The organism is Pandoraea aquatica (assembly GCF_902459565.1).
Lineage (GTDB): Bacteria > Pseudomonadota > Gammaproteobacteria > Burkholderiales > Burkholderiaceae > Pandoraea > Pandoraea aquatica.
Map to the genome: position 1 here is coordinate 165,176 of NZ_CABPSN010000003.1, position 18,166 is coordinate 183,341.

The 18,166-nt window shown below is 62.3% G+C and carries 15 protein-coding genes and 1 tRNA gene; 6 read left to right on the top strand and 10 right to left on the bottom strand.

Annotated elements, in window-relative coordinates:
- Position 1: 1 nt before the first annotated feature.
- Positions 2 to 979, top strand: a complete 978-nt coding sequence (locus tag PAQ31011_RS11545) for an NAD-dependent epimerase/dehydratase family protein (protein WP_150575980.1) — start codon at positions 2 to 4, stop codon at positions 977 to 979.
- A gap of 70 nt (positions 980 to 1,049) precedes the next feature.
- Here PAQ31011_RS11545 and PAQ31011_RS26365 read toward each other — a convergent pair whose 3' ends face one another.
- Positions 1,050 to 1,193 (bottom strand): hypothetical protein, encoded by a 144-nt coding sequence (locus tag PAQ31011_RS26365; protein ID WP_157127442.1) that lies wholly within the window; start codon positions 1,191 to 1,193, stop codon positions 1,050 to 1,052.
- Between the two features lie 464 nt (positions 1,194 to 1,657).
- Here PAQ31011_RS26365 and PAQ31011_RS11550 point away from each other — a divergent pair, with 464 nt between their 5' ends.
- On the top strand, positions 1,658 to 2,560 hold the full coding sequence (locus tag PAQ31011_RS11550) for a hypothetical protein (protein WP_150575981.1): 903 nt from the start codon (positions 1,658 to 1,660) through the stop codon (positions 2,558 to 2,560).
- A 105-nt stretch (positions 2,561 to 2,665) separates the two neighbouring features.
- Here the strand turns inward: PAQ31011_RS11550 and PAQ31011_RS11555 are convergent, their stop codons facing one another.
- Both PAQ31011_RS11555 and PAQ31011_RS11560 read right to left on the bottom strand, forming a co-directional pair.
- Positions 2,666 to 3,982: an ABC transporter ATP-binding protein gene (locus PAQ31011_RS11555; protein ID WP_150575982.1), complete on the bottom strand. Its 1,317-nt coding sequence runs from the start codon at positions 3,980 to 3,982 to the stop codon at positions 2,666 to 2,668.
- 10 nt (positions 3,983 to 3,992) lie between these two features.
- Positions 3,993 to 5,732, bottom strand: coding sequence for an ABC transporter permease (locus PAQ31011_RS11560; RefSeq protein WP_150575983.1), 1,740 nt, complete (start codon positions 5,730 to 5,732; stop codon positions 3,993 to 3,995).
- A gap of 535 nt (positions 5,733 to 6,267) precedes the next feature.
- Here PAQ31011_RS11560 and PAQ31011_RS11565 point away from each other — a divergent pair.
- Positions 6,268 to 7,830: a tetratricopeptide repeat protein gene (locus PAQ31011_RS11565; RefSeq protein WP_174990091.1), complete on the top strand. Its 1,563-nt coding sequence runs from the start codon at positions 6,268 to 6,270 to the stop codon at positions 7,828 to 7,830.
- A 24-nt stretch (positions 7,831 to 7,854) separates the two neighbouring features.
- Here the strand turns inward: PAQ31011_RS11565 and PAQ31011_RS11570 are convergent, their stop codons facing one another.
- Both PAQ31011_RS11570 and PAQ31011_RS11575 read right to left on the bottom strand, forming a co-directional pair.
- On the bottom strand, positions 7,855 to 8,925 hold the full coding sequence (locus PAQ31011_RS11570; RefSeq protein ID WP_150575985.1) for an AI-2E family transporter: 1,071 nt from the start codon (positions 8,923 to 8,925) through the stop codon (positions 7,855 to 7,857).
- Entirely contained in the window at positions 8,912 to 9,886 is a 975-nt protein-coding gene (locus PAQ31011_RS11575) for a LysR family transcriptional regulator (protein ID WP_150575986.1), read from the bottom strand. The genes PAQ31011_RS11570 and PAQ31011_RS11575 overlap by 14 nt, the downstream gene beginning before the upstream one ends.
- A 184-nt stretch (positions 9,887 to 10,070) precedes the next feature.
- Between PAQ31011_RS11575 and PAQ31011_RS11580 the strand changes: the two genes are divergently transcribed.
- Both PAQ31011_RS11580 and PAQ31011_RS11585 read left to right on the top strand, forming a co-directional pair.
- The gene (locus PAQ31011_RS11580; protein ID WP_150575987.1) at positions 10,071 to 10,841 is read left to right on the top strand and encodes a TerC family protein; all 771 of its coding nucleotides are present in this window, start codon (positions 10,071 to 10,073) and stop codon (positions 10,839 to 10,841) included.
- Positions 10,842 to 11,023: 182 nt separating this feature from the next.
- Positions 11,024 to 11,389 (top strand): TFIIB-type zinc ribbon-containing protein, encoded by a 366-nt coding sequence (locus tag PAQ31011_RS11585; protein ID WP_150575988.1) that lies wholly within the window; start codon positions 11,024 to 11,026, stop codon positions 11,387 to 11,389.
- Between the two features lie 99 nt (positions 11,390 to 11,488).
- On the opposite strand, the gene PAQ31011_RS11590 is transcribed toward PAQ31011_RS11585, so the two are convergent.
- A complete protein-coding gene (locus PAQ31011_RS11590; RefSeq protein WP_150575989.1) occupies positions 11,489 to 11,869 on the bottom strand; it encodes a tautomerase family protein in 381 nt (126 codons plus the stop codon).
- 84 nt (positions 11,870 to 11,953) lie between these two features.
- Between PAQ31011_RS11590 and PAQ31011_RS11595 the strand changes: the two genes are divergently transcribed.
- Complete coding sequence (locus tag PAQ31011_RS11595; protein ID WP_150575990.1) at positions 11,954 to 12,811, top strand: LysR family transcriptional regulator; 858 nt, start codon at positions 11,954 to 11,956, stop codon at positions 12,809 to 12,811.
- A gap of 780 nt (positions 12,812 to 13,591) precedes the next feature.
- Here PAQ31011_RS11595 and PAQ31011_RS11600 read toward each other — a convergent pair.
- The 4 genes from PAQ31011_RS11600 to PAQ31011_RS11615 form a co-directional block, all read right to left on the bottom strand.
- Positions 13,592 to 13,668 (bottom strand) — tRNA-Met (locus PAQ31011_RS11600).
- Between the two features lie 198 nt (positions 13,669 to 13,866).
- Positions 13,867 to 15,525, bottom strand: a complete 1,659-nt coding sequence (locus tag PAQ31011_RS11605) for an MFS transporter (RefSeq protein WP_150575991.1) — start codon at positions 15,523 to 15,525, stop codon at positions 13,867 to 13,869.
- Positions 15,526 to 15,696: 171 nt separating this feature from the next.
- On the bottom strand, positions 15,697 to 17,328 hold the full coding sequence (locus PAQ31011_RS11610) for a sensor histidine kinase (protein ID WP_150575992.1): 1,632 nt from the start codon (positions 17,326 to 17,328) through the stop codon (positions 15,697 to 15,699).
- A 13-nt stretch (positions 17,329 to 17,341) separates the two neighbouring features.
- Complete coding sequence (locus tag PAQ31011_RS11615) at positions 17,342 to 18,031, bottom strand: response regulator transcription factor (RefSeq protein ID WP_039393077.1); 690 nt, start codon at positions 18,029 to 18,031, stop codon at positions 17,342 to 17,344.
- Positions 18,032 to 18,166: the final 135 nt, after the last annotated feature.

The window sequence follows — 18,166 nt, forward strand, 5'->3', positions numbered from 1 at the left end:
CATGGAACGAATTCTCATCATTGGCGCGAACGGGCAGATCGGCAGTGAACTCGTCGAAGCGCTGGCCGCGCAATACGGCAACGAGAATGTCGTTGCCACCGACATCGCGCCGGGGCCGTCGCGCCATCCGGTGCATTACGAAACGCTCGACGTGCTCGACGCGGCGCGTCTGGCGGCACTGGTCGAGCGCTTCGGCATCACCCAGATCTTCCATCTGGCGGCGCTGCTCTCGGCCACGGGCGAAACCCGTCCGCTGCAAGCCTGGACGCTCAATATGAACGGCCTGCTCAACGTGCTCGAACTGGCGCGTGAGCATCAGGGCAAGGGGAAGAACCTGCGCGTGTTCTGGCCGTCGTCGATTGCGGCGTTCGGGCCGCACACCCCGGCCGTGGAAACCCCGCAGCTCGCCATCATGGATCCGACCACGATGTATGGCATCAGCAAGCAGGCGGGCGAGCGGCTGTGCGAGTACTACTTCACGAAGTTCGGGGTGGACGTGCGCAGTCTGCGCTATCCGGGCGTGATCAGCTTCAAGACGCCGCCGGGCGGCGGTACGACCGATTACGCCATCGACATCTTCCAGGCGGCCCGTCGTGGCGAAACGTACACGTGCTTCCTGAAGGAAGACGCCACGTTGCCGATGATCCATATGCCGGATGCCGTGCGCGCCACGCTGGAGTTGATGAATGCCGACGCCTCGCGTCTGCGCGTGCGTTCGTCGTACAACGTGGCGGGGGTGAGTTTCGACCCGAAGACGCTTGCCGCGGCGATTGCACGCCGCGTGCCGGGGTTCACGGTGAAGTACGCGCCGGACTTCCGTCAGGCGATTGCCGAGACGTGGCCGCACACGCTCGACGACACGCATGCGCGCTACGACTGGGGCTGGAAGCCGGCCTTCGATCTGGACGCCATGGTGGACGACATGCTCGCCAACGTGCCGCTCGACTGGCACGCGCCGGTGTTGGGAAACGCGGCCTGAACGAGGCTGACGGGGCGGGCGTCTGAACGACGGCGCTGCGCCCTGCCGTGATGTTGCGATGCCGTGACGCTTACTTCGGGTGATGCACCGCGTAGTAAGCGAGCGCGGCGAGCACCGCACAGGTCACGGCGAACACGCGACGACGCCAGCGGTAGGCGGGGGTGAAGCTGATGGCGCGTGCGCGGCCTTCTTCTTTGGAGTGGTAGTAGCTCATATTGCACCTTCTCGTATCTGGTACACGGTCTTCGCCGCAAAGAGAACCTGCTCCAGCCTTTGTCTATGCGCCCCCCGGCACACGACACGCAGGTTCTGAGTCGATTATGCGACCGCACAAAAACGACCGCTAATCAGTATCTATACCGATAGGTGTGGCCTTTTTGACACGGTCTCCCCTCGGCCGTTTCGTTTCGACGAAGACCTCGAAAGCGGCCGGCCGCGTCGATTTCTCCGTCCTCCCTGCTTCGATCGTCAATCGCCACGGCCCGCTGGCCGACATTCCCCATGGCGGTGCCGGGGCATTGGCACGACGAATGGATCTCTCGAAAATCGAGGTATGCAAAGAATCCACATTTCCCCGCTTGCGCCTCGCGAGACGCGCTGAAACAATGCCTGAAAACGGTGGCCACGCCGATGGTCACTTCCGGATCGTCGATGTTCACGCCTGGGGAGGGTCGTGCCATGACGTCGAACTCGCGCCGCACCATCGTTTGCGGCCCCGGCGGTACTGTCTTCGGACGCACCGCATTGCTCGTCGTTGCCGCCGGCTTTGCCGGTCTTGCCAGCCTTTTTTCGGCTGGCGCCAATGCGCAGGAAGCCATGCTGCGCGCCAACAATCAGGTCTGGTTCGGTGTCGGTGCTCAGAGCCTGAACTACTGGGAAACCATTGCCCCGGGCAAGAGCGACTCCGAGAGCGGAACGACCGCGGCCTTTGCGTTGACGGCGTCGACGCAGCGGCAGTTGTTCGGCATCTCCAATCTGTACTTCAGCGGTTCGGTCCGTGTGGCGCACGGCAACGTGAACTACGGCGGCTATTTGCAGGACGTCACCGGCCGGGTGATCCAGTCGAATTACGGGATGACCACGCGCTCGACGGCCACGGACGTCACCCTCAAAGCCGGTAAGGCCATTCCGTTCCATCTCGGGACGTGGAATGCGCAGGTGATTCCGTATGTCAGCTACAGCTATCGCGACTGGATCCGCGACAGCAGCCGCGATCCTTACGGCTTCTACGAGCGCTACCGTCATCACGTGGTCGGGGGCGGTCTCATGGGGCAACTGGAGCTGACGTCGAAGCTCGTGGCGACGGCGGACATTCGCGCCGGTGCGATGGTCGGCTCGTCGATGACACTCGCCGGTTCGCAGAACACCTTCAATCTCGGCAACAAGCCAGTCGTGGTGGCGGGCTTCGGGCTGGATTACGCGGTGGCGCGCAACTTCCACGTGAATGCGACCTACGAGTGGTCTCGCTTCCAGTACGGACGTTCCAGCGTCACGCAAGTCAGCCCCGGCGTGAATGCTTACGAGCCCGATTCAAAGACGATCAACCAGACGTGGATGATCGGCGCAGGCTACGCATTCTGAGGCGTACTCAGGACGTCACGAACGTCACAGCAGAAACAACGACGCCGCGCGGTCGAGAGACTCGCGCGGCGTTGTTTTGTCCGCCTCGGATTCAGCGGACGGTGCTCAGGTCGCGCCTTCCACGTCCTCAAGACTGAACGTTTCCGTGTGGTCGTTGTACGAGAAGATCTCGGCGTAGCGGCCCCAGTTGATCGCGGTGTCGAGCGTTTCCTGTGCGAGATCGTCCGACATCGAATCTTCCAGCTCCTGCTCGAAACGCACGCGTGGTGCGCGCTGGCCACGACGTTCCTGCAACACCGCGCGGATCTTCGCTGCGAGCGGCACATGGCGCAGCAGATGCTCGGCGAACAGCACCTTGCGCTCCTGCGTGCTCACATCCACGAATCGCTTGCCTGCGGCCGTCAGCAGAATGTCGCCTTCCTTGAGTTCGGCGAAGCCCAACTGATCGAGAATTTCGGCGACGGGGAAGAGGTCGTCAACCTCCAGCAGCAGCGTCTGTGCGATATCGGGCAAGTCGGCGCGTCCGTTGTACGGCGGCACTGCCAGCGCTTCGAGCAGACCGGCCATCAGGTTGGTCGACACTTCATGCAGCGGGCTGGAGAGTTCCAGCGGCATCTTCTGCGTGGTGTGGGCGTTACGACGCGAGGTCATCAGCGCGTAGATGTCGTCCACCATCTTGCGAAAGGCGGGATCGAGACGGTTGCGGCGGTGCGGGAACGGCACCTTGATCTCGGCGACCACACGGCCCGGATTCGACGACAGCACCAGAATGCGGTCGCACATGAACACGGCTTCCTCGATGTTGTGCGTGACGATCAGGATCGACTTGATCGGCAACTGACGCTGGCTCCACAAATCGAGCAGGTCGGTACGCAGCGTTTCGGCCGTCAGCACGTCGAGGGCGGAGAACGGCTCGTCCATGAGCAGCAGCGTGGGGTTGACCACCAGCGCCCGGGCGAAGCCCACGCGCTGGCGCATACCGCCGGAGAGTTCGCGCGGATAGGCGTTCTCGAACCCGTCCAGACCGATCAGGTCGATGGCGGCCAGCGCACGCTTGCGACGTTCCTTCGGCTCGACGCCGAGCGCTTCCAGCCCGGCTTCCACGTTTTGCAGCACGGTGAGCCATGGGAACAGCGCGAAGGTCTGGAACACCATCGCCACGCCTTCGGGGGGGCCTTCGAGCGGCTCGCCCATGTAGCGGATGTCACCCGAGCTGGGCTGAATCAGGCCGGCGATGATGCGCAGCAGCGTCGACTTGCCCGAGCCGGAGCGGCCCAGCAGGCCGACGATCTCGCCTTCATGCAGTTGCAGGTTCACGCCGTCGAGGACCTGACGCTCGTCGCTGCCCTTGCGGAAGCCGCGACTGACGTTGGCGAGCGAGAAGATCTCTTTTCCGGCAATCGTTTGAGTATCGTTCGGCATCACGGTCCCTTCAATTCAGACGAAGCTTGTTTTCAGCGATGGCGTACATCGGGCGCCACAGCAAACGGTTGAACAGCACGACGAACAGCGCCATGACCGCGATGCCGAGCAGAATGCGCGGATAGTCGCCGGCGGCCGTCGTTTGTGCGATGTAGGCGCCCAGACCGTGCGCGGCGACCTTGTCGTCGCCCCACTGCACGTATTCCGAGACGATGGATGCGTTCCACGCACCGCCCGACGCCGTGATCGCCCCCGTCACGTAATAGGGGAAGATGCCCGGCAACATGACCTGACGCCACCATTGCCAGCCGCGAATGCGGAAGTTGGTGGCGGCTTCCTTGAAGTCGTTCGGGAAGGCGGTCGCGCCAGCGATGACGTTAAACAGGATGTACCACTGCGTGCCCAGCACGATCAGCGGCGAGAGCCAGATGTCCGCATTCAGATGGAAGTGGACGATCAGCACCACGAAGATCGGGAACAGCAGGTTGGCCGGGAACGCCGCGAGGAACTGGGCGAGCGGCTGAATGCGCTCGGCGAGCTTCGGACGCAGGCCGATCAGCACCCCCAGCGGCACCCAGATCACCGACGCAATCGCGATCAGCACGATCACCCGCACCAGCGTGATCAGGCCGAGGCCGAACACGCGCAGAATCTCCGGCCCGCCGACTTCGCTCAGCACGAACGTGACGATCTTCCATGCCGCGAACACGCCGAGCACCACGAGCAGCGCAGCCCACAGCCAGTCGATCACGCGCGAGAGCGCTGACTTCGACTCCGAGTGAATCGCGGCGGGCAGCGAGATCGGCATACGCATGCGCGCGATCGTGCGCAGCAGCTTGCCCAGCGGACGCAGCAGCAACTGAATGGCGCGCGTGCGTTGAATGACGTTCAGCACCCACGATTCGGGGGCGGCCTGCGAGACCGTGTCTTCCAGACGGAATTTGTCCGACCACGCGACCATCGGGCGGAACAGGAACTGGTCGTAAATGACGATGACCACGACCATCGCCAGAATCACCCAGCCCACCGCGCCCAGATCGCGCTGAAGGATAGCCGTGGCGAGATACGCGCCGATGCCCGGCAGCGTGACCGTCTTGTCGCCCACGGTGATCGCCTCGGACGCCACCACGAAGAACCATCCGCCCGACATGCTCATCATCATGTTCCAGATGAGGCCCGGCATGGAGTACGGCACGTCGAGCTTCCAGAAGCGCTGCCACGGCGAAAGACGCAGATTGACCGCGACTTCGGACAGATCGCGCGGCTGGGTGCGCATCGACTGGTAGAACGAGAACGTCATGTTCCACGCCTGACTCGTGAAGATCGCGAAGATGGCGGCGCATTCGGCACCCAGTACGCGTCCCGGGAACAGGGCGAGGAAGAAAGTGACGGTAAATGAGATATAGCCCAGCACCGGCACCGACTGAAGAATGTCGAGCATCGGCACCAGCAGCTTTTCCGCACGACGGCTCTTGGCCGCAAGCGTGCCGTAGACCAGCGTGAAGATCAGCGAGGCCACCATTGCCGCGAGCATGCGCAGCGTCGTGCGTAATGCGTACTCGGGCAGATTGGACGGGTCCAGCGAGATGACTTCGGTATGCAGATCGGCCAGCGGGGCCCAGGTTTGTCGAATGCCCGATGAGCTGACCATCAGAAAGCCGATGATGATCGGGAAAGCGATGAAATCCCAGCGGTTGGGCAGCAGGCGTCGCGCGGTGGCGGGGATGAACGGACGGGCTACGCGCGTCATCAGGACCTCGTTTGGATGAGGGTTCGGACGGACAACAGGGCTGAAGCGTCGTAGTGCAGCACGGCAGCGACGTTGCGCGTGTGCAGGGACGGCAGCGGATGCTACCAGATTGCCCCGTAAAAAGATGTTAAAGCGGGTGTCATACGTTGGCAAACCCCGTCGCCGATGGGCGATTGTGGTTTTTATGCTGCACTGCGGGAAGTCTGGGTTTCGTCAGTCGATACCGATTTGAAGCGGCGCGTTTGCGCTTTCAAAAAATGTGCTTTCAAAGGCGTTTGGTGCAACGGCGAATACACCGGCCCGAACCCCGGTCGCACAAGGGAGATCGCGACAATTGGTTACGTTTAAGTTGTGAACTTATGAGCGGTCGCGCGGACCAATCCCCGCGGCTTGCTTCGCGCCGTGCGGTGGTGTAGTGTGCACCGCTTGCTCGGGCCACGGCGCCAGTCGCTGCGGGCGGTTTCTCCGCTTGCGGTGTTCGTATGGCTTGCCGGCCCGTCTCCCTCCCATTCCAAGACAAGCAAGGATGCGCCGCATGACGACGCCATTAGACGCGCGTTGCGAGCGTGCACGACAACTCAGTGCCGCCGGCCGGCTCGACGAGGCGATCGCCGAGTTACGACAAGTTCTTAAACAATCCCCTGAATTTCTTCCCGCGCTCGAAGGGCTCGCATATGTCTCGTTGCGCACGGGCGCTTTCGAAGGCGCGGCCGATGCGTTCGACCGTCTGCTCGCGCTCGTGCCGCGTCCTGGGGCGCAAGCGACGTTCGATGCTGCGATGGCCAGTCTGCAAGCGGGGCGTCCGATGCGCGCCGAAGCGCTGTTCGAAGCGACGGTGCAGCAGTCGCCCGACGTCATCGGTACGATGCACACGGTCGGTCTGACGTGGGCACAGGCGGGCGACAACGCGCGTGCGCTTGCCTGGTTCGAGCGCACCTCGGCCAAAGCACCCGCACTGTGGCAGGCCCATTTCAACCGAGGCCGTGCGCTCGGTTCGCTGGGGCGCTTCGACGAAGAGATCGCCGCTTACCGGCTCGCCAACGCGATTGCCCCGCAGCAGCCCGATCCGCTGGTGAATCTGGGCGTGGCGCTGCGCGAGCAGCACGCCTTCGCCGACGCGCTGCAATGCCTGCGCGACGCCGTCAAGCTGTCGCCGGATCACGCGGGTGCGCGGACCAACCGGGCGCAAACCAATTTGCTGCTGGGCGACTTCGAGCACGGCTGGCACGACTACGAATGGCGCTGGCAGGACGGGGGGCAGACGCGCCGTTTCAACGATCGTCTGTGGGACGGTAAAGCGCCGCTCGCGGGCAAGACGGTGTTCGTCTATAGCGAACAGGGCTTCGGCGACACGCTGCAGTTCGTGCGTTTCGTGCCGCGTCTGGTAGCGATGGGTGCGACGGTGGTGCTCGCGGTGCAGGCACCGCTCGTCACGCTGCTGGGTGGCTTCGCGCGGGGCGTGACGGTGCTCGGCGAGCACATGCCGGTGCCGTCGTTCGACTGGCAATTGCCGCTGCTCAGCTTGCCCCATCTGCTCAAGATCGCGGGAGACGTGGCGGTGCATTCGCCCTATCTGCGCTCCAGTGCCGGGCGCGAGATGATTTGGCGTTCCGCCCTCGGGGCGAAGCCGGAAGGTGCGCTTCGTGTCGGCTTCGTGTGGCGCACGCGTCCGTTCCCGCCGCATCGGGACATCGCCCTCAAGCACTGGGCACCGCTGTTCGCCACGAACGCCCAGTTCTATTCGTTACAGGTCGACGCGACCGACGAGGAGCATGCCGAACTTGCGAGCTACCGCAGCGCGCACGGCAACGTGCACGACATCGGCGCGAAGCTCAGCGACTTCGCGGAGACGGCGGCCGTCATCGCGCAAATGGATCTGGTGATTGCCGCCGATACGGCAGTGGTGCATCTGGCCGGCGCGCTGGGCAAACCGGTGTGGGTGCTGCTGAACTACACGCCGGACTGGCGGTGGCAACTGACACGACGCGACAGCGACTGGTATCCGTCGGTCTCGTTGTATCGGCAGCCAGCGCGTGGTGACTGGGATGGCCTGATGGCGCAAGTCGCGACGGACGTCGAAGGCATCTTGCAGCAGTAATGCAGCGCCGAACCCTATCAACCATCAACCTGCATCGGCCGCTTCATCGTCGTCGCGCAGACGCGTGTAGATGTTCCAGCTCGCGATGAACAGCGCAGCGATGAGCGGCCCGATCACAAAGCCCGTCAGACCGAAGAGCGACATGCCGCCGAGGGTGGAGATCAGTACCACCCAGTCGGGCAGCTTGGTGTCCTTGCCCACGAGGATCGGGCGCAGCACGTTGTCGACGAGACTGACGATGGTGCCGCAGAACGCGAACAGGATCACCGCCTTCCAGACATGCCCGGCGAGCAGCAGCCAGATGCCCACGGGCACCCACACCACGGCTGCACCCACGGCGGGCAGCAGCGACAGAAAGGCCATCACCACGGCCGCCAGCACATAACCCTGGATCCCGAGTACGGCGAAGATGAAGCCGCCGAGCGCGCCCTGTGCCACTGCCACCGCGATGTTGCCTTTGACGGTCGCGCGGACCACGGTCGTGAATTGCCGGATCAACTGACCCTTGTGACGCTCGTCGAGCGGCAGGGCGCGTCGAACCATCGCACCGAGCGCCGTCCCGTCGCGCAGCAGGAAGAACAGCAAGTAGAGCATCACACCGAAGCTCACCAGCAACTGTGCGGTGTTCTGTCCGATGCTCACGAGGTACACCGCGACCAGACGCCCGATCTGCGCCGCCCCGTCGCCCAGCTTCTGTTGAATGGCGTTGACGTCCTGCACACCGGCCAGATCCATAATCCGGTGAACGCTGGCGGGCAGGCGATCGAGCAATTGCTGGAAGGACACCGTCAGTTGCGGCAGATCGGTGCGAAAGCGCACGAGCGCCGTGCTGATTTCCTGCGTCAGCATGCCCACGACGAGCGTGAGCGGCAGAATCACGATGATCAGAATCAGCGCGAGCGTGGTGAGGGCGGCGAGGTTGGGGCGTCCGCGCATGCGCACCAGAATGCGGCGCTGCACCGGCTGGAACAGCACGGCGAGAATCGTCCCCCAGAACACCGCGCCGAACAGTGGGAACAGAATCCACCCGAACACGATCGTCACGACGAACAGCATGAGGTGGAAGAACTTGCGCTGGTCGCTACGACTCGACATGAGGTTTCCTCACAGATGACGACGGCTCGGATGGCGCGTCAGTCCTTCTTATATCAGAACCGGACGTCACCCCGGTCGTGGTGTCACGAATGCCTTCGATGATGCGGGTGACGAGCGGATGCCCTTCGCCGCGTCGCGAGCGAATCGCGTGAATGTCCTCGTGGACGTCGTCCGGGCGGCCCAGCCAGCGCAGTCCGCGCAGCAGCGAGACGTCGCCGGCCCCGGCTTCGCTCAGCGGGAACACGCCCATGCCGCGCGTGGCGAACACGGCCATCAGTGCGCTGTCTTCGAACTCGCCCACGATGTTGGGACGAATGCTCTGCGTCTCGAACCACTGATCTAGGCGAGCGCGCAAGGCCGAGTGTCCCGTCGGCAATAATACGGGCAGGGTGGCGAGGCATTGCGGGAACGTGTCGCGCGAGGCGTTGCGTACGAGCGACGCCGGTCCGTACCAGTCGACCGGCGACTCCACCAGACGCTCGCTCGCGAGCCGCAAGGTCGGGTTGTACGGCGCGGGTTGACTGGCGAGCACGAGATCGAGCTTGTGCAGGGCGAGTTCGGCGAGCAGTTGTTCATGCTCGCCTTCGTGGCAAACGAGTCGCAGCGATGGCGTGTCGAGCACCGGTGCGAGAATGGCATGGGCGGCGAGTTTCGAGATGCCGTCTGCGAGACCCACCGCGAGGCGAGCCACCCGCCCGCTTGCGGCTTCACGGACTTCGTCGGGAATCGACTGGCCGAGGCGGAAGATTTCCTCGGCACGCCGGAAGGCAGCGTGTCCCGGCTCGGTCATGGCGACGCCGCGCCCGGCAGGTTTGAGCAACTGGTGGCCCAGCGACTTTTCCAGCTCACGGACCTGCGCGCTGATGGTCTGGACGGCCATGTCGAGGCGCTCGGCGGCTCTGGCAAAGCCGCCTTCCTTGACGACCACCCAGAAGTAGTAAAGATGGCGGTAGTTCAACATAATGGGAAGACTTCGGAAAAACCGAACTAAAGTGAAGTATATAACTGGTTTTTGCGAAGCATCAGTTCGACGATGATGCTGTCCTGAGCCCGCACCCTACGTTGTGTGCGGGAGACGAAAGGGGAGGGCCGATGCCGAACGGCGGCGATCCTCCCGATAACCATACGGAAACTCTGGCGCACATATGGACTATCTACTTGCTTTGGCGGCCGACCCGGCGGTGTGGGCGGCGCTTGTCACGCTGGTGGTCATGGAGGTCGTGCTCGGCATCGACAACCTGATCTTCATCTCGATCCTGACGAACAAATTGCCGTTGGCGATGCGCGCGCGCACGCAGCGCATGGGGATCGCGCTGGCGCTGATCATGCGACTGGCGTTGCTCGGCACGGTGGCCTGGATCGCAAAACTGACGACACCGCTGTTCGAACTGTTCGACCACGGCTTCTCGTGGCGTGACCTGATCCTGATTGCCGGTGGTCTCTTCCTCGTATGGAAAGCGACGAAGGAGATGCATCACCACGTGGCGACGGGGCTGGAAGACGAAGCGAATGGCGACGCGTCGGGCACGCTGGCGACGATCACCGCACGCGCGGCCGTCATGCAGATTCTGGTGCTGGACCTCGTGTTCTCCATCGATAGCATCGTGACGGCAGTGGGCATGACCGAGCACATCCCGATCATGTTCATCGCCGTGATCGCGGCAGTGACGGCGATGCTGTTCATGGCGGGTCCGCTCTCGCGCTTCATCGCGGCGAATCCGACGGTGGTCATGTTGGCGCTGGGCTTCCTGCTGGTCATCGGTATGACGCTGATTGCGGAGGGCTTCGGGTCGCACATCCCCAAGGGTTATATCTACGCAGCTATGGCGTTCTCGGCCTTCGTCGAAGGGCTGAACATGATGACGCGTCGTGCCAAGGCGCGACGTGACGCAGAGAAGGCGCGCGTGCTGCACTAAGCGATACGTTTCTGGGCGGTAAATAAAAGCGGTGCCGGTGAAAATCGGCACCGCTTTTTTGTTGGCGAGGATGGCTTGAGTGTTCGGTTTTTTCGAACTTGAATGAATGGAAATACAGGTTTTTCCGTTGCGACACGCTCGGTACATTGAGGGCGTTGTCCTTTAAGTAACGGAGCGAAACGATGAAGTGTCCTGTATGCGGTACCCCGGATCTGCTGATGACGGAGCGTCAGGGTGTGGAGATCGATTACTGTCCGAAGTGTCGCGGCGTGTGGCTCGATCGTGGCGAGCTGGACAAGCTGATCGAGCGCACGGACGAGACTCCGGCGATGGCTGCACAGACTGTGCAAGGCGGGCAGGGTGGATTTGGACGAGGCGGATACGACGCCCGAGAGCACCGGGCGTCCCGCGAGTATCGCGACGACGGTGATCGGCACGATGACGACGACAGACACCGCAACACCCATCATGGCCACGACGACCGCCGTCGCCACTATGACCGTCCGCGCAAGAAGAAGTCGCTGTTCGAGATGTTCGACTTCGATTGATCGGTGCGCCGGGCGGGCCGAAAGCGAAGTTGGTTTCAGCGATAACGTCGGCGGCCCGAAGTGGGCCGCCGATTTTTCATTTCGCTACGTCCGCCAGCCTCACGCGTACTGCGAGAGTCCCAACCCCAGCGACCAGTTTTCCTTCTCGACTTCGACAAGATTCACGAACACGTCCTCGGGGCGAATGCCGGGGTTATCGCTGAGCAACTCGGCAATCCGCCGGAACAGGGCTTTCTTTTGTTCCTTCGTGCGCGTGTTGTTGGCGGTGATCTGGATGAGCACGAGGTCGTCGCTTCGGGCGACGTTCAGGTACGTCGCCCCGTAGCGGAAGTTCGCGGCGTCATGCTCGGTCAACGCCATGAACTGGTCGTCTTCGGGCACGGTGAATGTCTCCCGCAGCGCGCGATAAACGCCATCGAATATCGCCTGTCTGTAGGTCTCGGACTTTCCGGTACGCATTGAAATATGAGCGAGTGGCATGGTGAGTTTCCTCGTGTGTTGACCCGCTCCATAGTATCTATTCTGATAAGCTATGCATTCTTATTTCAATGATAACAATTTGAAATGACAGAGCGTTCGCTTGATCTGGAGGCCGTGCGCGCCTTTATCCGTATTGCAGAGCTTGGCAGCTTCACGCGTGCTGCGGAAGCGTTGCGGACGACGCAGGCGGCCGTCAGCCTGAAGCTCAAACGTCTTGAGGACAGGTTGGGTTTCCGGCTTATTGAGCGGACTCCCCGATACGTCGAGCTCTCGGCGCAGGGCGCCACCTTTCTCGACCACGCGCGCAAGCTCATCGACGCCCATGACCGCGCGGTGGCTGCGGTCGCGGGCGCGCGTCAGCGCCTCACCATCGGCATCAGCGAGCATGTCGCGGGGCCGGAGCTTCCCGCGTTGATTGCGCGGATGAACGCGCAGGATCCTCAGCTACTGATCGAGATCAGGATCGCAACGTCGGCGGATTTGCTTCAGCGTTTCGACCGGAGAGAACTCGATACGGTGCTGGTTCGCATGCATGTTGGCCGAAGCGACGGGGAGGTCGTCACCGAAGAGAAGTTCGGCTGGTTTGCGGCACCCGGCTGGCAGCATCGCGCGGGGGAGCCGTTGCCGCTCGCCACGATGGCGGAGCCTTGCGGCGTGCGCGCCGTTGCTGAACAGCTTCTCGACGAGGCGGGTATCCCCTGGACGGAGGTCTTCGTTGGTGGGGGCGTGATGGCGGTTGCTGCGGCTGTGATGGCCGGGCTGGGTGTGGCAGCGCTGTCGCCACGGATGGTGCCGTTTGGTGCGGTTGACGTAGGCCCCAGACTGTCGCTGCCCGAGTTGCCGCATCTGCCCATTCTGCTGCATACCCGTGTGAAGGACAGCCGGGCGCGCGGTGCGCTGGCTGCACTTGGCGCAGCTTTTCGGGGTGCGGTACGAAGTTGATCGACCGCTGTGTGACGCAGCGCGAGCAGAAAAGAAAAAAGGCCATGATTGCTCATGGCCTTTTTAAATTTGGTGGCGAATCAGGGTGTGTTCTTATTTTCGAAAACTACCTGATTCATCAGCAGCTAGCCTCCGAAAAAGCGGGTCGACTTCTTGATGGGTGCCCGCAACTCAAAGCAGAGATAGCAGCGCGCCGAATATAAACAGGTAACCTCCCGCGAGGAGCTCAGATTGGAGAATGCTGCGCCATCCTGGGTAGCCATATGGCACCGGCGGGGAGAATCTGGTTTTGACAGGCAGGCGTAAAAGCCAAATGCGCCAAGTGTCTACTATCGAGAACAAGCCGAAAGTAAGAATAAATAGCGAAAACGGCAGAATCGTATCGAATTGAGTCGGAATGTTAAATATGTGCGCAACAATGAACGCGAGCCCGCCTAGCACCAAAATTCCACATAGCGCGCGATAGAGTAAGGTGAGACTCGTCTTCAACCACTTTGGCGCAGTGCTTTCGCCTTGAGGTGGGGGTGTCCAGTTCATTCCGTTTTGGCAACCGTAATGAGTTATTGATGCCAGTTCCGTGCCAACGGTTAGCGCGTGGATTCGAGCCTGACGAAGGTCATTCGCTCAGAGAGGGAGAGGCGATACTTTTTGTTGCGAATGATTCGCAAATTGTAGATGCGGGCGGGGGGAAGACGGGCGGGGCAATGCGTGAATGGGAAGTTACCCATCGGAATAGACAAAAGGCTCTGTAATCAAAGATTACAGAGCCTTTCTTACAACTGGTGGCGAATCAGGGACTCGAACCCCGGACCTGCGGATTATGATTCCGTCGCTCTAACCGACTGAGCTAATTCGCCGTAGGAAAAAGAGTATATGGGGAAGGCTATAGGCTGTCAACAGGTATTTTGCGAAAGCTATGAAAATACTTCGGGCGGCCTTCATGGGCGGAGCCTCGCCCGGGCACCGATCCCTCCCACAAACAACAACGCCGGGACTCGAAAGCCCCGGCGTTGCTAAGACAGATCTACCTTCCACCTGTCCGACGGGTCACCCCATCAGTCGTTGGCGTAGATGTCGACGTCCTTCGTCTCCTTGATGAAGAGCATGCCGATGACGAAGGTGATGAGCGCGATCACGATCGGGTACCAGAGGCCGGAGTAGATGTCGCCCTTGGCCGCCACGATGGCGAAGGCGGTTGCCGGGAGGAAGCCCCCGAACCAGCCGTTACCGATGTGATACGGCAGCGACATCGACGTGTAGCGAATGCGCGTCGGGAACATTTCTACCAGCATCGCCGCAATCGGGCCGTACACCATCGTCACGAAGATCACCAGAATCGCCAGCAGGACCACGACCATCGGCTTGTTCATCTGCGCCGGATCGGCCTTCGGCGGATAGCCGTCAGCCTTGAGCGTGGCTGACATATCCGTCTCGAACGCCTTGGTCTTGTCCTTCGCGTCCGCTGCCTTGCCGTCGACCGACGAGATCACCTTGTCGCCAATCTTCACCGTAGCCATCGTGCCCGCCGGGGCTGCCTGGTTCTGATAGTTCAGACCGGCGCGCGACAGGTAGCTCTTCGCGATGTCGCACGAGCTGGTGAACTTCGACGTGCCCACCGGGTTGAACTGGAACGAGCACTCGTTCGGATCGGCGATGACCGTGATCGGCGAACGGGCGGTGGCCGCTTCGAGCGCCGGGTTGGCGTAGTGCGTGAGCGCCTTGAAGATCGGGAAGTACAGCAGTGCGGCCAGCAGGCAGCCCGCCATGATGATCGGCTTGCGACCGATCTTGTCCGACAACGCACCGAAGAACACGAAGAACGGGCTGCCGATCAACAGACCCAGCGCGACCATGATGTTCGCGGTGTTGCCGTCGACCTTAAGCACCTGTGTCATGAAGAACAGCGAGTAGAACTGGCCCGTGTACCACACGACTGCCTGACCGGCGGTCAAGCCGACCAGCGCCAGAATCACGATCTTCAGGTTCTTCCACTGACCGAACGATTCCTTGAGCGGTGCCTTCGATCCCTTACCCTCGGCCTTCATGCGCTGGAATGCCGGCGATTCGCTCAGTTGCATACGAATCCACAGCGACACGAGCAGCAGCACGATCGAGAGGATGAACGGAATGCGCCAGCCCCAGTCACCGAATGCCTCTTCACCCATCACCATGCGGGTGCCGAGAATCACGAGCAGCGAGAGGAACAGACCCAGCGTTGCGGTCGTCTGAATCCACGACGTGTAGAAGCCGCGACGGCCGTGCGGCGCGTGCTCGGCAACGTACGTGGCAGCACCGCCGTATTCGCCGCCGAGGGCCAGACCCTGCAGCAGACGCATGGCGATGAAGATCACCGGCGCGGCGATGCCCCAGGACGCATAGCCCGGCAGCAGACCGACGACCAGCGTCGACAGACCCATCAGCGTGATGGTGACGAGGAACGTGTATTTACGACCGACGAGGTCACCGATGCGACCGAACACGATAGCGCCGAACGGACGCACCGCGAAGCCCGCAGCAAACGACAGCAGTGTGAAGATGAATGCCGCCGTCGGGTTGATCCCGGAGAAGAAGTGACGGCTGATGAATGCGGCCAGCGAACCGGCCAGATAAAAGTCGTACCACTCGAACACCGTGCCCAGCGACGAAGCGAAGATGACCTTGCGTTCTTCTTTGGTCATCGGCGCATGGGTGGTGGCTGCCGTTGTAGTAGCCATGCGGTTGTCTCCTGTAATGTAAGCACGCCCCTGGGACGCACCCGGGCCGTTGCAACTGATTATTGGAGGGCAACCTTACCGCCGTCTGACGCCAAACTGACTCGAACCTTACGTGGCTAGGGAGTTACCCTCGAATTGGGGCGAAAAGTGGCCGTATTTAGCGGATTTTCGTCACGCATGAGGGTTTTCGATAGGCACCTCGGCGAGCGGTAACGTCACACGAATGAGCGTGCCAGTTGCTTCGGGATGCTGCGCATCGACATGGTCGAGCACGCTCACATCGCCGCGATGAATCTGCACGATCTCGCGCACGATCGCGAGGCCCAGTCCGCTGCCGTCGCTGTCGCTGCCGAGAATGCGATAGAAGCGCTCGAACACGCGCGGACGCTCCGACGCCGGAATGCCCGGCCCCGTGTCCTCGACTTCGAGATGCACGAAGCCGTCGGACGCTTCGTGACGCAGCCGCACCGTCACCTTGCCGCCGGCCGGTGTGTAGCGGATCGCGTTGTCGATCAGGTTGTTGAGCAACTCGCGCAACATCACCGGCTGTCCGGACAGATGTACCGGGAATGGCGGTTCTTCGAAGCCGAGGTCGATACGTTTGGCGAAAGCAGCCTGAAACCAGTCCTGCATGGCACTGCGCGCGAGCAGGCTGAGATTGAGCGGCGTGAACGCGGCGGCGTCGTTCGCGCTGTTCTCGGCGCGCGCGAGGGCGAGCAACTGATTGACGAGACGCGCGGCCTGTTCGGAGCTCATCGCGATTTGCGAGAGCGAGCGGCGCAGTTCGTCGGGAGACGTCTGACGCAACGCCAGTTCAGCTTGCATGCGAAGGCCCGCGAGTGGTGTCTTGAGCTGATGTGCGGCGTCCGCAATGAAGCGTTGCTGGAGTTTCATGTTCTGCTCGAGGCGTCCGAGCAGATCGTTCAGCGAATTGACGAGCGGCGCGATTTCCGGCGGCGCTTGTCGCGCTTCAAGTGGCGAGAGATCGTCGGGGCGGCGCGCGCGAATGTGCTCCTGCAACGCGTGCAGCGGCGCGAGACCGCGCGACAGACCGAACCAGACGAGCACGATAGCGAGCGGCAGAATCACGAACTGCGGCAGGATCACGCCTTTAATGATTTCGTTGGCCAACTGGCTGCGCTTGTCGAGCGTCTCCGCCACCTGAACGAGCGCCATGCTGCCCGGTGGCTGCATGCGCGGCAGATCGACATAAGTGAACGCGACGCGAATGTCGTTGCCGCCCACCGTTTCGTCGCGGAACTGGACCACACCGGGTTGCGGACGGTCGTCTTCATGAGGCAGCGGCAGCTCTGCCGTGCCCCCCACGAGTTCGCCCTTCGCGCCGAGCACCTGATAGTAGATGTTGTCGGTCGCATCGGCGCGCAGCAGATCGCGCGCGGGCATGGGCAGCGTGAGGGTGACCTGCCCACGATCCGAATGAACCTGCTGTGCGAGAACGTAGGTATTGGTCTCCAGCGCGCGGTCGAACGGGCCGTTGGCAATCGATTTCGCGACGAGATACGTCACGGCAATACTCATCGGCCAGAGCAGCAGCAACGGCGCGAGCATCCAGTCGAGAATCTCGCCGAAAAGCGAGCGCGGCGGCGGCTCGGCCTCGCGCTCTAACGGCGCGCCGAAGCCCGGGCGTACGAAGGGATCGGCGTAAGGGTCGAAGGGATCGGCGGCGTCCGCATGCGGGTGACGCTGGCGGTCCAGATCGTCTGGATCGTCCGGGCCGCCAAGGGACGCGTTGTCCGACGGCGCGGGCGTGGCACGATGGGGGTGACGAAAGCTCAGACGCATCGGACGAGCCCGATCATGCCGCGTTGGCGGGGGCCGCTGCCGGCTTCTCCAGACAATATCCCAGCCCGCGGATCGTGGCGATGCGTACACCGCTCGGCTCGATCTTCTTGCGCAGCCGGTGCATGTACACCTCGATGGCGTTGTTGCTCACCTCCTCGCCCCATCCGCACAGATGGTCGACGAGCTGTTCCTTGGAGACGAGCCGTCCGGTGCGCAGCAGCAGCACTTCGAGCAATTCGAGTTCGCGCGCGGACAGATCGAGCATCTGCTCATTGATATAGGCCGTGCGCCCGACCTGATCGAAGCTCAGCGGCCCGTGGCGGATGACGGTCGAACCGCCGCCCGCACCGCGCCGGGTCAGCGCCCGCACGCGCGCTTCGAGTTCGGCGAGAGCGAACGGCTTGGCCATATAGTCGTCGGCACCGAGATCGAGGCCCTTCACACGGGCGTCGACGCTGTCGGACGCGGTCAGGATCAGTACGGGCAGATGGGAGTTGCGGGCGCGCAGCCGGCGCAGGACTTCGTGGCCGGGAAGGCGGGGCAGACCGAGGTCGAGAATCAGCAGGTCGAACGTCTGGGCGGACAGCGCGGAATCGGCTTCGAGCCCCGTTTTGACGTGATCGACGGCGTAGCCCCCCTGACGTAACGAGCGGGTCAGGGCGTCGGCCAGAATGCTGTCATCCTCTGCGATGAGAATTCGCATGGGCGTGATAGGCTTGTGTAGGCACCAATGCCTGACGGCACGGGTGTGTCTCCTGTGATGTTGCGGCGCGTGGTTCGCGGCTTTTTTTGTCGTTTCGGCGCTTTCGGACAACAGGCACTTGCAAAGAGCACTGGT

Coding starts and splice junctions, on each gene's coding strand:
- PAQ31011_RS11545 (WP_150575980.1), top strand. CDS start 2: ATGGAACGAATTCTCATCATTGGCGCGAACGGGCAGATCGGCAGTGAA.
- PAQ31011_RS26365 (WP_157127442.1), bottom strand. CDS start 1,193: ATGAGCTACTACCACTCCAAAGAAGAAGGCCGCGCACGCGCCATCAGC.
- PAQ31011_RS11550 (WP_150575981.1), top strand. CDS start 1,658: ATGACGTCGAACTCGCGCCGCACCATCGTTTGCGGCCCCGGCGGTACT.
- PAQ31011_RS11555 (WP_150575982.1), bottom strand. CDS start 3,982: ATGCCGAACGATACTCAAACGATTGCCGGAAAAGAGATCTTCTCGCTC.
- PAQ31011_RS11560 (WP_150575983.1), bottom strand. CDS start 5,732: ATGACGCGCGTAGCCCGTCCGTTCATCCCCGCCACCGCGCGACGCCTG.
- PAQ31011_RS11565 (WP_174990091.1), top strand. CDS start 6,268: ATGACGACGCCATTAGACGCGCGTTGCGAGCGTGCACGACAACTCAGT.
- PAQ31011_RS11570 (WP_150575985.1), bottom strand. CDS start 8,925: ATGTCGAGTCGTAGCGACCAGCGCAAGTTCTTCCACCTCATGCTGTTC.
- PAQ31011_RS11575 (WP_150575986.1), bottom strand. CDS start 9,886: ATGTTGAACTACCGCCATCTTTACTACTTCTGGGTGGTCGTCAAGGAA.
- PAQ31011_RS11580 (WP_150575987.1), top strand. CDS start 10,071: ATGGACTATCTACTTGCTTTGGCGGCCGACCCGGCGGTGTGGGCGGCG.
- PAQ31011_RS11585 (WP_150575988.1), top strand. CDS start 11,024: ATGAAGTGTCCTGTATGCGGTACCCCGGATCTGCTGATGACGGAGCGT.
- PAQ31011_RS11590 (WP_150575989.1), bottom strand. CDS start 11,869: ATGCCACTCGCTCATATTTCAATGCGTACCGGAAAGTCCGAGACCTAC.
- PAQ31011_RS11595 (WP_150575990.1), top strand. CDS start 11,954: ATGACAGAGCGTTCGCTTGATCTGGAGGCCGTGCGCGCCTTTATCCGT.
- PAQ31011_RS11605 (WP_150575991.1), bottom strand. CDS start 15,525: ATGGCTACTACAACGGCAGCCACCACCCATGCGCCGATGACCAAAGAA.
- PAQ31011_RS11610 (WP_150575992.1), bottom strand. CDS start 17,328: ATGCGTCTGAGCTTTCGTCACCCCCATCGTGCCACGCCCGCGCCGTCG.
- PAQ31011_RS11615 (WP_039393077.1), bottom strand. CDS start 18,031: ATGCGAATTCTCATCGCAGAGGATGACAGCATTCTGGCCGACGCCCTG.